At 53.9% G+C, this 14,366-nt stretch carries 11 protein-coding genes; 1 reads left to right on the forward strand and 10 read right to left on the reverse strand.

Annotation, left to right across the window (positions count from 1 at the left end; translation table 11 throughout):
- Positions 1–166 precede the first annotated feature (166 nt).
- The 6 genes from cas6f to FIU83_RS10515 are packed head-to-tail and all read right to left on the reverse strand — an operon-like array spanning position 167 to position 7,193.
- Complete coding sequence (cas6f, locus tag FIU83_RS10490) at positions 167–790, reverse strand: type I-F CRISPR-associated endoribonuclease Cas6/Csy4 (RefSeq protein WP_152484006.1); 624 nt, start codon at positions 788–790, stop codon at positions 167–169.
- Positions 791–796: 6 nt separating this feature from the next.
- On the reverse strand, positions 797–1,834 hold the full coding sequence (csy3, locus tag FIU83_RS10495) for a type I-F CRISPR-associated protein Csy3 (RefSeq protein ID WP_152484007.1): 1,038 nt from the start codon (positions 1,832–1,834) through the stop codon (positions 797–799).
- A gap of 16 nt (positions 1,835–1,850) precedes the next feature.
- Positions 1,851–3,926, reverse strand: a complete 2,076-nt coding sequence (locus FIU83_RS10500) for a type I-F CRISPR-associated protein Csy2 (RefSeq protein WP_152484008.1) — start codon at positions 3,924–3,926, stop codon at positions 1,851–1,853.
- A gap of 5 nt (positions 3,927–3,931) precedes the next feature.
- The gene (locus FIU83_RS10505; protein ID WP_152484009.1) at positions 3,932–5,167 is read right to left on the reverse strand and encodes a TniQ family protein; all 1,236 of its coding nucleotides are present in this window, start codon (positions 5,165–5,167) and stop codon (positions 3,932–3,934) included.
- A 56-nt stretch (positions 5,168–5,223) separates the two neighbouring features.
- Positions 5,224–6,606 (reverse strand): DEAD/DEAH box helicase, encoded by a 1,383-nt coding sequence (locus tag FIU83_RS10510; RefSeq protein WP_152484010.1) that lies wholly within the window; start codon positions 6,604–6,606, stop codon positions 5,224–5,226.
- A complete protein-coding gene (locus tag FIU83_RS10515) occupies positions 6,603–7,193 on the reverse strand; it encodes a hypothetical protein (protein WP_152484011.1) in 591 nt (196 codons plus the stop codon). Before FIU83_RS10515 ends, FIU83_RS10510 begins: the two co-directional genes overlap by 4 nt.
- A gap of 110 nt (positions 7,194–7,303) precedes the next feature.
- Here FIU83_RS10515 and FIU83_RS10520 point away from each other — a divergent pair, with 110 nt between their 5' ends.
- Complete coding sequence (locus tag FIU83_RS10520) at positions 7,304–7,528, forward strand: helix-turn-helix domain-containing protein (RefSeq protein WP_152484012.1); 225 nt, start codon at positions 7,304–7,306, stop codon at positions 7,526–7,528.
- 93 nt (positions 7,529–7,621) lie between these two features.
- Here FIU83_RS10520 and FIU83_RS10525 read toward each other — a convergent pair whose 3' ends face one another.
- From FIU83_RS10525 to FIU83_RS10540, 4 genes are read right to left on the reverse strand one after another with little or no spacing between them, the layout of a single operon-like run.
- Positions 7,622–8,503, reverse strand: a complete 882-nt coding sequence (locus FIU83_RS10525; protein ID WP_152484013.1) for a DUF2399 domain-containing protein — start codon at positions 8,501–8,503, stop codon at positions 7,622–7,624.
- Positions 8,491–9,759 carry a hypothetical protein gene (locus FIU83_RS10530; protein ID WP_152484014.1) on the reverse strand — a complete coding sequence of 423 codons (1,269 nt, stop codon included), beginning with the start codon at positions 9,757–9,759 and terminating at the stop codon, positions 8,491–8,493. Before FIU83_RS10530 ends, FIU83_RS10525 begins: the two co-directional genes overlap by 13 nt.
- Positions 9,746–10,411, reverse strand: coding sequence for a hypothetical protein (locus tag FIU83_RS10535; RefSeq protein ID WP_152484015.1), 666 nt, complete (start codon positions 10,409–10,411; stop codon positions 9,746–9,748). The genes FIU83_RS10530 and FIU83_RS10535 overlap by 14 nt, the downstream gene beginning before the upstream one ends.
- A complete protein-coding gene (locus FIU83_RS10540) occupies positions 10,401–14,234 on the reverse strand; it encodes an ATP-binding protein (protein ID WP_152484016.1) in 3,834 nt (1,277 codons plus the stop codon). The genes FIU83_RS10535 and FIU83_RS10540 overlap by 11 nt, the downstream gene beginning before the upstream one ends.
- Positions 14,235–14,366 lie beyond the last annotated feature (132 nt).

A 14,366-nucleotide genomic window follows, 5' to 3' on the forward strand; every position in this document is an offset into this window, starting at 1 on the left:
TAATTTTTAGCATGGCAAGAAAAAAGGGTTCTGATGCTAGGTTAATCGTTCGAAGTCAGATTACGATAGATGCCGCATGATACGCAACATCATCTGCAATGAAGTGCAACAGCGATTGCTTTATTAGTTAATATATAACCGTAAACACGACCAGACACCATTCAATCTACATATTTTCTATATTCCTAAAAGGAACTGTGCCACTGTGCATACGACTGGTTGCCAGTCCGTACGAACTGAATCCTCCTTCTTCTTTTTCTCCATTGCCATGCAATACGCTTCTTTCCAACTGGATATGAATCATAAAGGGCTGCCCTGTACTTTGACTTTCGAGGAAAGATGAGTGAAAACGATCAACAACCTTTGACCTACTTATCTTAGTTGGATCAAATATCTCACCTCTTTTCTCAGCACGTTTTTTTGCCCTTGCCAGTCTCCTGCGCATGGCACCTGGAAACATTTTGTCAACTGCTTGGTTCCTAACGAATCTAACTTCTTCATGTTCCCCATACCCTACCGAGGATATCTCCCCAATTTCGAAAATCTCATGATCCGCCATCATTGAAAAGTATTTATCTTCCTTAAACAAAGCCAGTTTAGCCTTATCTTCACAAAAAAATTCAATAGCTCCGCCAAGAGATTGACAGGACCACTTTGGAAATGAAATACCTATGTCAAATGGATGATTGTTGATAACAAAGTAATGCAGTGCAGTGATGCAACGTCCTGACAGCAAGCCAAAATCCGCATCGGCAGGAAGGTAATTTATAGAAAAATAATAGCGCTTCATGAAAGCTCACTTAGATTTTTGAAACAAGCCACCCTTAACAAGAACAGCCATCAAATAATGATATTCGGGACTAATGTCTTTCCCTGACAAGTTATCTTTCAAAAAATTTTCAGACCTAGAAAGAATAGAGTAGAAGTCTTGCCCAGACTGCGGCCCACGGCGTGCCATGAGTGACGAGCTATCTGCACCATACTCGCTGACGCGGAGTGGCTTTTCTGCGTCAAACTCCCACCAGACGTCTATCATCTGAATAGCTGCACCTATCTTCGTTGACGTAAAGCTAGCCGCTTCTCTTCCGTCGCTAGTTGTTGTTTTAAGGAGTCGTTTTCCAGGCCCGTCATCACTGGAATCCTTTTTAACAAGCATCTGACTTGGGTAGATTTCTTGGCAAAACCCCACTTTCAGCTTGGCTGTTATATCGGCAAACCAAAAGGCTCTAGAGTCATGCAGTGCTCGACTCATGCCATCAGATATAAAGCCGAGAATATATTGTGACTGCTCATCCCAATCCTTTGGATTCTTACCATAGAAATGAAGGTTGTTGACTGATAGCTCCTCCTCAGATCCAACAACTTTTAGAGACACTACCAATTCGCTTGTATGCTGGTTCTTCCAAAGCCAGCTCCCGTCTAGTAGGTTTATACAGTAACGCCTGGCAAGCTCATCAAAACCACCTGCATCTCGATACTTCAAAGCAAGCATCTTCATATGAGCATTAAGATTTGGGTCACTACAGACCATGGGCTGCATTGAGCTAGGCTTAACTCTCAAAGAAAACCGACAATATAAATGCTCAATATTGGGCGGCACAAAACATGACTCAATATTTTGTGGGTTTCCATACCCCAGCTTATTCAGAGCAACACTGTCTTTTATCTTCCCATTAGATGCATATGCCTCTGAATGAGAAGACTTAACGCCCCGAATATGATAACTATCAATCTCTAAAGGCTCAAAGTTACTATTCGGGGTCTTGTAGAAAAACACCGCTTTGCCAGGGGACAGGGAGCGCTCGTAGCTCAAATTTGTGCATAGACTAATCATTGGCTGGCTCTTACTTTTACACTCTGCCCATCAGCATAGCTGAATTTTCGATACGCATCCCCCAGAAAGCTTCATCCCGCAGTGCTCGCCACCCCCGCAACCGATACTCTACCGGTGAAGCCAAGCGAGCGGCCCCAATCAGGGACTCAGCAAAGGCGTGCGTAGACTCTAAGGCCCCTTCCCTTTTGACAGGTTCTTCTAGTAAAGCATAGCCAGCCATGATAGGCCTTATACTTTTAAATTTATGGAAAAAATTAAGCCCTTGTTCGAGGCCATCACACCCCATAGACTCTGGTACTATCCAACGGCCACTGCGCGGCAAACGTTGCAGTTCATGGAACAACACGGCCCCCCTTTCTACCCGGCAACAGTCAGGCTCAGAATCTTCAGCAGAAGGGTGCAAGGTTCCCCCAGCAAAGCGACTCGGGAACGCCGTATGCAGAAGCTGTTTGTCTATCGACCCTAGCTCATCGTCAGGATCATGCACACGAATCAATAAGTCCATTGTCATATCACAATAGCGGGATGGTTTAAGCCCAGGCAGCATAACTTGCTTACCTACTCGCCTTATCTTGGCTGGAAGTTTTGTTTCACTCCAGCCTTGATATTCATGCAAAAACCAAGCCACACCGTTAAATCTTAACTCAGAACCAAGTATTCGATTTAAATTAATCTCATATTCTTTTGTCATGCCCCACAAAGCAGTCAAAGAAGGAATGCCAGAAAGATAAGGGGTTGACATCGCTGAAGCATCATACACCTTAGCTTTTTTCAAATAGATGAATTTATCATCTCCTGCAACTTCAGAACACTCTTTAGATTCTGACTCTTGCGGAGCCGCATATTTATTAAGAAGGCTTCTCAGAATAGCTTCTAAGGGCCTCATGAGAAGTGGGTGGTACGCCAAGCTTCTCGTATTATGATGTTCACTGAGCTTCTTGTTCAGTGCTAAGCCAACTTCTCTAGCAAGTATAGTATTGGAAGTAAAATGAATAGAAGACACTTTCCATTCTAGTGTATCATACACAAATAAAGGCACTTTTCTTAGGCATGTAATTGATTCTTTCCACTCAAAAATAGGTGCAAGCCAATCAGCCAAGTGACTTTTAATTGATGAAATGGCGTGCCTTCTCTCAGACTTTCTAATCTTATCAGTAGATATCTCACTAGAACGAACAATGGATCTACACGCTGATAAAAAACCTTTATTAAATATCGCTCTACTGTCGAACAGGGACTCACCCGCTTCTAAACGCTTAAAACCCGACCCTGCCAAGCTGGCACTTTCATTTCTTGTAAGTCTTGGTGGATATTTTAGGATATAGAAGTTCCCGCCTATCGAGCCTGAAAGATCGCCTAAACTTGTTGGATGACGATGCTTAATATTCCCAAATCTCCCAATTCTCTTTCTCGCCAACCTCTCAACTTCAGCCATGAAAGAGTGGGAAACCACAGGTGTTATTGCAACATAATTTGAATTGTATAAAAACCTAACTTGAGGGGAGTAGATGCTAACCATGGAAGGTTTTAGCTGAGCATCAGCAAGATCCAATATCTTTTTAACCCACTTATGTATTATAGAGGCCTCGACTCCTATATCCAACAATGAATTGATCCATACGTGATCCTGTTTTTTAAGAACAATAGACAGATTAGTGGCACCCCCCTCCCAGAGAAAACAAGCACCGAAGAGCTTCGCCGCATTATAGTCTGCAGAATTATGGGACCAGCCAAGCTCCTTCGCCAATCCATTTGAAGAAATATACCCTGGCACCATGCTCGGTGGATTAGCGATAATGCGCTGACCATGGACTCGTGGGTCAGGGAACTTAAGATTATGAGTATGTTGCCACGCAACTTGATTAAGACACCTCTCCATAAAACTACTGTCTCTCAATTTTCTTTCGGCTGATGCTTCACAAAAAAGATCCTCGCCCGTTTCTTTTTTTTGAGACAAATTTAACAGCGCGACTGTTGCAGTATATTCGCTACCAGTTACGTCCAAGAGAGGTGTATAAGGTGCGAGATGCTTCCTGAACTCAGCTGAGCGCTCTTGCATATTTTCAATAGATGATATTTCGTCAATATGCATTCAGGTCACCAATGAGGAAGGTAAGTAGCTGAAGCCCCAAAGTCAGCTGGCATTTTAGCTTTTGACAACTCTATAACTTGACGAAGAAAAAAAACAGGCTGATTAGGTGGGAATCGTGCATGAGATCCAATTTTACTTGAAGAGTGCAGGTAGCCGTCCTCATAAAGGAGATACACTTGATCATGTGTAGTTTGCAACAGAGCGGCTGCTTCTTTGACGGTGAGCAACATATCACCGTAGTTTGGATGCTTTGACTTAGGGTAGGAATTCACAACACCATCTAAAAAAACTAAAATTTCATTTAGTATGAAATTTTCTTGCAGAGTCAACCCTTTGATCAAAGTAGAAGCAGATAGTTTACTCCCTAAAGCAAAGCTAAGCGCAGTTTTATTATAACTTTTAACCAACTTTGCTTTAGAGAACTCCAGATCTGAAGAAAGAACTTCATGGAATGCGCGCGGCCAGCAAGTATAAAAATCTACTGCTTCACGCAGCATCCTTTCAACTTCTTCCTCATTATTCACATCAGCATCATTTACTATGCAGAAATATAGCAATGCAGCATACCTAATAGAGAAAGAACCTGTTTTCTCCAAGGGGGAGCAGCCACCTAAATCCTGCTGCACTACCAATTCACTAAGCCAAATACTCTTTGGGTCGGCGCTTTTCACAGATGCACGCGATAAATCATAACCACATCGACAGTGACCTATCATCTCACTATCGAGATATGAAATATGAATTCCGCAACTAGGACAATTATGGACAAGATTAACGCCGTGCTTGGTGCATGCAGTATAGGGAAGATAGTGCCAGGCCTGAGGTATATATATGCTTTCTGAAAGGCAAAGAGGGCAAACAGGAATCGATGATTTCCTTATAAAGCAGCGGGGGATGTGCTCCCCCCCTCTTGCTAAAGCTCGGTAATTACCGCAGAAATCAGCTGCTGAATTCCGGAGTGAAAGCGACAATAGAGGGAGGTCTTTATTTTCTGACAACTTTTCAAATAACGATAGAGCCCGAACCCGGAAACTACTACTTTGTCGTGCATGCCAAACATTGACTGTTTTCAGCTCTAGTGGAAATGCTCCTCCTGCCTCGTGATCCTGCTCCTGCAGCCATTCTTTGACAGCGCCACTCAGCAACCTATATGACTCAAGAAAGTTCGCCTCAGTCAAGCGAAGAAGATAACTCTCTAGCGATTCGTCAGAGAATGGCTTGGGCTGGACTAATAGCTGCATATGCGACCTCCTGAGTCTTTTTTTTATACTATCCAAGTGGCCATATGGACAAATTATTAATAGACCCCTAAGATTTCCTGTCGGTACTGATTAGAGAAATAAATTTCCATGATTGTTGTCGCTCTGTGTGACAAAGAACTCCCTTGTTCTTCTGCTGAGCTCTCAGCAGCTGGGGGCTGTCCCAGTCTCTCCGCGAGATGATCGGCCAAAAAAGGCAAATACGGCTGTGCTTCTAAGCTGCTGTCCTCTGCTTTTACACTAGATAGCACAGCTAGGTCATCCGGAAGATCATCTGCAACTCTTCTCGCGAAGTGCTTTAGCATTTGTTCAGCGATCACAAAAAGCCAGGCATGATTATCCGTGTCTTCTCTTCTTCGCAAAACTCGCCCTAGCACCTGACGAAAATACATTTCTGTCCTGATTCGACTGAGGTAGCAGCACACCTGCAAACGTGGAATATCAGTACCTTCGCTGATCATGCCAACTGAGATGATCCATTTTTTGGTACCATGCCGAAAGGCATCAATGCGCTCCTGCGCATCCGGAGAACGGTAAGTCACGATTATACTATCCTCTCCCAGCTGTGCCAGAGAGTTCGCAATTAGATAGGCATGCTCTACATCCGTGGCAACGGCTAGTCCTCCGGCGTCCGAAACTTCCTCTCGCACCTCGTTCAGCTTTCTTGTTGCCAGTGTCAGAAGCTGCCCCATGACTTGTTCATGGTGCACCAAATCTTCATAGGTCACCGGCGACTCGCGCAGCAGGCAGTTCACGCTGCCAAATTCTTGCGTCTGCTTAGCATCAAATTCCTCGAGCTCCAAGTGGACTTGCTGATTATCCAACACCACGATGCGTGGTGACCGGCACACACCATCACGAACGGCTTCCTGAAGGCCATACCGATAATCGCAAACCAGCCGTCCATCGGGATCGGAATAGCGAGCCAGCACGATGCTGCGCTCATCCGAGCGCCAGGGCGTTCCGGATAAAGCCAGCGTATAGGTCGCACGATCTTGCACCCGCTGCAGAATCTCATATCCCCAACGATTGCTCATGACGGGGTCTCCACCAGCACAGTGATGGATTTCGTCAAATACCGCTAACACGCGATATTCTTCGAGCAGCTGCCAGAATGCGTCTTCCAGGAATGGCATCGCCTGATAAGTATACGCGGCTCCCACGGCGCCAATGGTGCCATCGAGCCGCTTCTCCAGCACCTCGAAAAAGGTGCTACGGATTCCCTCGACGATCTGCCGAGATGGAGCAAAGCAGATCACCAGATCGATACGCCCTGCTTTCATCAACGCCGACGCCAGCCCAGCTGCCATGCGTGTCTTGCCGGCTGCTGGCGTTGCCTGGCAGAAAAAGTGCGGTGACTGTGGGTTCAACTTTGCCATGGCCTGGTCAATGCAGGCTCGCTGCCACTCTCGCAGCTTCATTGTCTGCTCCCTTGCAATGCTTGCAGGGTTTTCTCCAGCGCACGCAACTGCCCCAGCAAACGCGAGCTGCGATTGCGAGCCTCCAGATACTCGGCTTTCAGGGTGTCCGCTAGTTGAGGAAGCTCCTCCATGAGGCTCTTGTACTTCTCCGCCTCCCCCAGGCTACTGAGCATATCCAGCCGGGTCTCCTTATGCTGAGCCTCGAGGACTGCGATTGGCCTACCATCCTGATGAGTCCCACTCTCCGGCCCATCGGGCTGCGATACGCTCGTGACATCGGTTTTAGCACCAAGCTTTGCTTCGAACCCCGGCGAGATCAACTTGACCCGCAGGTCCGACGGTTTCTCCAGCACGTGGTACACCTGCCCTCGCTTCCGCCGCTCTGGGTCTCTCTGCACCCAACCATTCTTGATCATGCGCTTGACATGGCTGTAAAGATATTTCCTCAACTCACTGATATCAAAATTAAAATCTTTAATACTCTCTGCGTAGGCATCGCGTACACGGACCATGGTGAAGGTCGCGAAGTCGTCCTGCATCAACAGGTGATAGAGGCGCTGATCGAGTGAGCAAATTCGAGTTTTCATGCAGCACCTGGAGGATCGTAGGGCACGAGAATCGCAAAATGCGGATTATAGTCCGTGGCCGGTATGACCGCAACGCAGCATAGTGCCGCCTCAGATCGACCGAGGGGCCTATGGACCAGCTGGCAGTCGCATTGGGGAAGCAGATACGTCAAGCACGCAAGGCACAGAGCCTTTCCCAGGACAGGTTAGCCCTGCTATGCGGTATCGATCGCAGTTATATGGGCCGAATCGAGCGCGGCGAAGTCAACTTGACGGTGCAGAAACTTTACCTTTTAGCAAAGACACTTAACCATGACCCTCGCGAGCTGTTGCCAGATCCCAGTTCTCTAAATTAGCACTCACGCTACTCATCTTATAAATTAGCTCAGCCTCATTTACTTAGCTGAAAGGTCAGGGCTAATCGCATGGGCCCAGGTCGCTGCAACGACCTAGATTCGAAATGCGCCCAAGGAGATGCCATGTGCCATTATGGCCTCCTGAGTCACGGCCAATTGCTCCTCGCGAAGTCTCTTCAGCAGCATGTTCAGCTCGCAATTACGACTGTCACGCTCCATTGACTGCAATATGGGCTGCTGAGCCAGGAAGACCCCGGGCTTGTTGACACATTCAGGAACAGCAGTGTGCGGCTCTGGCACCAGCAACCAAAACCTCTCACTTCCCACGAGCGGGAGGTATGTGTTAACTGCTATCGATACGCCCCCAGCGTCATAGTCACCGCAGTAACCCAGGTGGACGCGCTCAGGAAGCGCCTTGAGCCAGCGATTGAGAGCGCCCTGCCCATGATCATGCCCTCGGTAACAGATCAGTGTGTCGCTGCGCCAGGCAGTGGGCAGGAGCGGGAGCAGATCCCACCAGCGATCCATGACCGCACCGTTCTCGATCACCATGACGCGGCGACATGTCTCGGTGTCCAGGCCAAGCCGGGAAGTCTCGACCGACAGCACGGCACCTGGCGGCGTGGGCACCCGCACCGCTTCAGGTGCATCACCTCTGACCACTACCGCCCCGCCCGGCATGGCGACACGCTGCAGGCTACCTAGGGCCGCCTTGCCTGACAGCTTTTCGTCTCGCACGGCGCCGGCCATGCCGATGCGGTCCTGCTGCATATCCAGGGTGCGCAGGTCCGCTCCCAGCTCGCGCTGAAAGGCATTCGCCAGCACGTCACGATCCCGCTCGGTGAGATGCAGTTTCTTCCCAATCCGGGTGCCGATACCCAGCTCCTCGTGCAGCTGAGCCCAGCTATTCGTCCATGTCACGGACGCCTGCTGGTACCTCAGCACCTTCTGCACGCTGACGGTCATGCGGCGCATGCATCCTCCTCCTGGCGGAAGACAACGTCGGCCACCTCGATATTGCCCGAGTAGCGCTCCACCACATGGGCCTGGAGTTCGAAGGGCGGTACCGGTGCCCTGTCGGCCATGAGAGTCTGCAGGCGCTGCATCACGGCCAACAGCCACACCTCCTCCGGGTGCTCGACGCCCAGTACGTGATAGGCCTCCAGCGCCGAGGTCGGCCCCACCTCCAGTAGATGAGGCAGTGCCTCGAAGAGGTTGTCCAGCGCGGTGTCGAGGGGGGCCTCGGGCTCCTCCACGACATCGTGGCGGCTATCCTGGACATGTGTCGGCGCCTCGGCGGCATCGGCGTCGTAATCCGCGCTTGCGGCTTTCTGGCGCAGCACCCCCGAGACGATGTCGGTCAGGGCGTTGGCCTGCGAGGCGTCTTCGATATCCGCTGTGGCACGCAGGTCCATGGGGACCACGGTCGCACAGACATCCGGGACATTGATGGCCCCCTCCACCAGCGCCGGATCCGGAGTGTAACCGGGGTTCCGCTCATAGTGGGTCAGGAAGACATCGATGAGACTGCTGTAGCGACGCGCCTCGAGATCCTTCTCCAGCTTGGCAAGATTTTCCCGGAGCCCGTGGGTAGCCCCGACAAGATCACTGCGCAGGCGATCGAGATTACGGCGCAGCACCTTCATGAGCAGGTACTGCAGCGTATCGCTGGCACCAGCCAATCCCGTGAGATAGTTCGGTGTCAGTGTGTCGAACAGCCGGTTGAGGTCCTGGGCCTCGGAGATCGCTCGCTTATTCTCGAGGATGCGCTGATCCAAGTCGCTCACCATGCTGAACTGGTGATGAATATAGCCGGTGAATCGCTGCGTGATCTGGCGTAGGGTATCGATCAGGCTAGCCACCACTTCCTGGGCTTGCGCCTCGCGTAGCTCACGGTCCTCCTGAGCACCGGTGCGGACGGCTGCGGCATAGCTGTTGGCGATGTGCTCCAGATCCTTCACCTGGTCAGCGGCGGCACCACACGATAGCTGACGCCGATAGCTCTGGGTGACATGGTGCATAAGGTCGCTGACCACCCGGGAAACCTGGCTGTAGGGCCGGTCCTCGTCGAGGTCGAAGATCAGGCGGTGCTTGCGCAGCTGCTCTATGGCCTGCTGGTTCTCAGCGGTCTCCGGAATCGCCCCGCGGTTCTCGAGACAGGCATCCGCCAGCACCTGGGCATGCTGGTATAGGGCCCACAGCGCCCGCTGGGCATCGTCATGGCGTGCCATGGAACATGTCCTCCTGCTCCTGGCTCATCGCCTCCTCGTCCTCGCGCTCGGCCTCCGCGAGGCCTTCCTGCTGGCGAACCCACTCCATCAGGTCACGCAACAGCGACCACTTGCCAGTGGCCCGGTACATCGCCCCGGAGGTACCGAGCGGCTCCAAATACCCCATCTTGTGGAGCTTCTCCAGCAAGTGGCGCAGCCGCTGTCGGGGATCCCTCACCTTGCCGCGCAGCCCGAACTTGGTGGCAATCACCTCGAGCTCTTCCTGCAGCGCACTCGACGACTCGATGGCCTTGAGCCATTCGCTCTCGCTGACGACATCCATGGCCATGATCGGATGATGCTGCTCAGAAGTAGATCGCGACATCCGCAGCCAGCGAATCATGGCTTCCCAGCTGTTGGTCAGATCGGCGAACTGATGGCGCAGGATGTGGCGAGTGCTGGCATCCTCGGTATCGAGGTAGACCGCGTAGAAACTCACCATGTCGCGGGTCTGCGCCAGGCCACGGCCCAGCGGGTTCAGGTAGCCGCGAACCCGCTCCTGGGTGCCACTCGAGGACAGGTAGTGGTAGATCTCAGGCGTGGCTACCGAGCACACGACGCCGCCTTGCAGCAGGTGCTCCAGCGTAGCGCGAAACAGGGGATCAGAGCTCATCGGTGGACTCCTGGGTGGTGCTCGAGCTGTCGGTGACAGGCGCTTGTGTGTCGAGGGCTTCCTCAGGCTCGGGCGCCGGGGTGGCCGCATCCTGTGATGTGACGCGCATTGCCAGGCCGGCCAGCAGCGGGTTATGCGTGTTGCTCTCCTTGGGCACCATGCGCAGTACGCCCTTGTGCTTGTCGAGCAGTACCTTGTTCTCGAAGTAGCGCAGCAAGTCTGCGGTGATGCGCGGCTCCGCACAGAAGAGCGAGATGTTGCGGTCGTTCATCATGCGGAACAGCTTCACGCTGTTTTCCGGCGCCAACTCACCCAGTTCATCGATGGGCCAGGTAATATTTACCCTCTCATCGGGGCACAGGTAGCGGGCCAGAGCGCTGAACAGCACCAGGATGGCCAGGCGCGAGATGCCCTGGCTGCCCGACGCGTTGAGGTCACTGTCGGTACGGATCGGTACCCGCCTGCCCTGCTCGAAGAACTCGATCTCCAGCTCGACCATGCTCGCCAGGGAGTGCGTGCTCATCCGGGCGTGTTTGAGCTGTCCATCGATGTTGATCAGACGCGTCAGCAGCGCCTCACCCGGGAGCTCCGAGAACCCGGTCACTGCCCATTCCGCCCAGGCCGCCGCAAAGTCGGCCAGGTCACGCCAGAAGCCGAACTCGTGTATCTTCGACTTCACCCTCAAGCTCACATCGCTGATCACCGTGAACTCGTGGCTAGTGTTCAGGTGATTGTCCAGCCGGCGCGTGATGCTCTTGGTGTTCCGCTCCAGAGTCTTGAGGCTGTCGTGATAGTCGCTGAGCTCCCCGCCGATCGAGTGGACGTTGACGATGACGCCCTGCTCGATTTCAGGAACCCGATGCTCCAGGAGCACTTCCAGGTCCTGCATCTGCTCCAGCGTGAAGGCATTGCTCCCCTCGTCATGCTGGCTCTTGCTGCGCCGGTCTTCACGCATATTCTGCCAGCTCTGGAAGACCTTCGAGCCGGGGTGCTGCGCCAATGTGCTCCCACACTGCCGGGCGCTCTTCAGGACAGTCTGACGCTGCTGCTCTGTCACGCTGAGCAGGCGAGCCAATTCGTGGATGAGCTGCTCACGCCCTCGGGTCGTCACTTCGGCAGCGAGCCCCAGCACCGAGTCGACACGGGGCAGCTCAGCGATCACCCCCGCCGCGGTATCGGCCAGCAGGGTGTCGTCCTTGATCTCGCTCTCCAGGCGATCGACTTTCTTCCCTGCCGCCTTGCGTGCGGCAATCAGCATCTTATGGACATCCCGGTAGGCGTCCTGGACCGACTCCAGGGTGTTCTTGGCTCGCGCCAGCAAACCCTCCGAATCACTCAACGCCTTCTCATACCCAGCCTTGTGGGCCCACTGATCGCGCAGCCATGCCTCGTACTCGCTCACTCGCGGCCTCAGTTGCTCCGCCCGGGAGATGTCGTCGGACAAGGAAGTGACGAGCTTGCTGGTGTCGCTTACCGCCTGGGGGTCAACGCCCTCCTCACTCATGGCCTGCAGGCGCCAATCGTCCAGCTTCAGAATGGCGTCCTTTTCCCTGTCCACTGAATCCTGCAGGGAGTTCTCGAACGAGGCCTTCTCGTCCTGCAGGCGCTCCTTGTCGACCTGCTGGTCGGCCAGCGCTTGCTGGTACTGAGCACCATGCTCGCGCTGGCGGTTGTCCCGAAGCGTGCGGGCAGCGCGCTCCTGCTCCTCCAGGGTATTTTTCGCGGCTTCCAGCCGCTCCTGCACTTCCTCGGCCCGGGCTTTCTGCGCCTGCTCGATGCGGTGCTTGAGGCTCGTGTCGCTCGCCTGCGCCTGGGTGAGCTTGTCGTTCGCCTGCTCGAAGCGGTTCTCGGCCACCTGCACCGCTTGATCCGCCGCCTTGAGCTCACCCGATGCCTTCCTCGCCTGGTCTTCCAGGCGGTCGGCCTCCCCTTGCGCGCTACGAACGGCGTCCTTGAGCTTGGCCAGGCGCGCCAAGAGGACATCCTCCTCCTCGGCAGCATCCGGGCGGTCGACGTCATCCAACTCCAGGGTGATCCCGAAGGCCTGTTCCAGGTTCGGCGAGTCCGCCAGGGCCGGCGACAGATCGCGGCGCGACAGCAGTCGGGGGTCGAGCACCTTGCCCAGCGTGTCGTGCCACGGGAGCTCGGAATTACGCAGGAAGGCCAGCAGCGTCCCGTCCTCGGGGTACAGCTGCTTGGTCAGCTTATCGAGTTGCTCCTTCTTTGCGCTCAGCGCTCTCGCCGCGGCGTCATGTGCCGCCAGCACCTCATTCCGCGCCTCCGTTTTGTTACCGAACTCCTTCTTGGCGGCATCGCTCAGGCCACTCGCCCGCGTCACCGCTGCCTGCGCATCTTCGATGGCGCCAGCCGAGTCCTCTAGCTGAGCCTGCTCCTCGTCCGAAGGGGAAACGGCTCGCACCCGCTCATCCTGGAGCTCGTTGATCGTGGCCTGCAGCGCCCGGGACTTCTCACCGGCCTCCTGATCCAGCGCGCTGATTTCCTCACCCTGGCACTTGCCCAGTTCGATGAGCGCCTGGGCCTGGCGCTCCACCAGTGTCATCAGTTCCGTGGAGAGCGTCTTTACGCGCCCCTGGAGGCGTTCTTGCTCCTTGCGGTACTCCTGCTGCGTCTCCGTCCTGCGCCCAGCGAACTCGCCCTCGATGTTCGCTACTCTCTTGGTCATCAGCTCGAGGTTTTTCTGCTCCTCTCGCCAGCGCGTCTGGAGCTCCGGGATAGAAGCCACCAGGCGCTTGCTCTCGCTGATATTCTCGTTCTCCCACGCCTCCAGACCTTCCTCGAGCCCCTGGATGCGATTGCGTTCAAGCTCGACCGCTTGCTCATGCTTGATGATCTCGGCGTTGAGGCGGGTCTGCTCCTGATTATGCTTTTCCTCCAGCGCCTCAAGCTCATCGTCCTTCTTGCCCAGCGCCTCAATCGCGAGCCTGACCTGTCCCCGTGCATCATCGATGACCGTGCGCATGGCCGCTTCATGGGAGGTCAGTGCCACCCGGCTATCCTGCAGCGCATAGTGGGACTGCAAGCCCTCACGCAGCTTCGGCACGCTCTTCTTGAAGTCCTGCAGGCTCTTGAGATCGGCCCACAGGTCGACGTTCTTGTGGTGCGTCGGCGGCGCGCTGATCGAGATCCGGTCCTGCAGCATGGTATCGACGATCATGTCCTTGAGACTTTCCAGCAGCCGACCCTTGCTTGCAGCCACTGCCGTCATTGCCTCGATGTGCTGCATGCGCCCCAAACCGTCGCCGAGCGAGAACTGGCGGGCTTCGTTGCCGCGGCTGAACGGCGAACTATTCCGCCTACGACGACGGCCGCTGGAGTGCGGGTCGTTCTGGATGATGGACCGGTAGTCCATCACGCTGGTGATCTGAGCACTGACGTTCACGCCATTCGACGGCAGGACATGGCGCAGGATGTCGCTGACACTCTCCCCGCGCTCGTAGTGATCCTCCACCCCCCGGTGGAATAGCGTGTTATCTGCGGCGCCTTCGACAAACCGGTAGGCATAGTGGCCCTGGGGCTTGCGATACACCACTGAACAACAGATTTCACCGTCGCCCCGGCGGTACTCGAAGACGATCATGCTCTGTTCGCTGGGCAGGTAGTAGTCGACGAAGTTCTTCTTGTCCGCGGCCTGCACCATCAGGCTCGAGGGATCCTTGCCGTAGAAGATCGGGATGAGGTTGAGCGCCGATGTCTTGCCCGCGCCGTTCGTGCCCAGCACGTAGCTATGTCCCCCACAAGGAAACTTGGATCGCCGACCGGTAATGAATGAGTGATGAAGGGTAATGCTGAGAAGTCCACTCATGAAAGCCCCAATGCTGTAATTTCTTCACCGAGAATAGATGATTTGACGGATTTCCGTATGATCAATAACATGCCACAATATCTCCCTGTCTGACAGGTTCGGACAGGGCCGTTTCGTGAGGAAACCGGAGGG

The sequence above is a fragment of the Halomonas sp. THAF5a genome (genome assembly GCF_009363755.1).
Classification (GTDB): Bacteria; Pseudomonadota; Gammaproteobacteria; order Pseudomonadales; family Halomonadaceae; genus Halomonas.

Coding starts and splice junctions, on each gene's coding strand:
- cas6f (WP_152484006.1), bottom strand. CDS start 790: ATGAAGCGCTATTATTTTTCTATAAATTACCTTCCTGCCGATGCGGAT.
- csy3 (WP_152484007.1), bottom strand. CDS start 1,834: ATGATTAGTCTATGCACAAATTTGAGCTACGAGCGCTCCCTGTCCCCT.
- FIU83_RS10500 (WP_152484008.1), bottom strand. CDS start 3,926: ATGCATATTGACGAAATATCATCTATTGAAAATATGCAAGAGCGCTCA.
- FIU83_RS10505 (WP_152484009.1), bottom strand. CDS start 5,167: ATGCAGCTATTAGTCCAGCCCAAGCCATTCTCTGACGAATCGCTAGAG.
- FIU83_RS10510 (WP_152484010.1), bottom strand. CDS start 6,606: ATGAAGCTGCGAGAGTGGCAGCGAGCCTGCATTGACCAGGCCATGGCA.
- FIU83_RS10515 (WP_152484011.1), bottom strand. CDS start 7,193: ATGAAAACTCGAATTTGCTCACTCGATCAGCGCCTCTATCACCTGTTG.
- FIU83_RS10520 (WP_152484012.1), top strand. CDS start 7,304: ATGGACCAGCTGGCAGTCGCATTGGGGAAGCAGATACGTCAAGCACGC.
- FIU83_RS10525 (WP_152484013.1), bottom strand. CDS start 8,503: ATGCGCCGCATGACCGTCAGCGTGCAGAAGGTGCTGAGGTACCAGCAG.
- FIU83_RS10530 (WP_152484014.1), bottom strand. CDS start 9,759: ATGGCACGCCATGACGATGCCCAGCGGGCGCTGTGGGCCCTATACCAG.
- FIU83_RS10535 (WP_152484015.1), bottom strand. CDS start 10,411: ATGAGCTCTGATCCCCTGTTTCGCGCTACGCTGGAGCACCTGCTGCAA.
- FIU83_RS10540 (WP_152484016.1), bottom strand. CDS start 14,234: ATGAGTGGACTTCTCAGCATTACCCTTCATCACTCATTCATTACCGGT.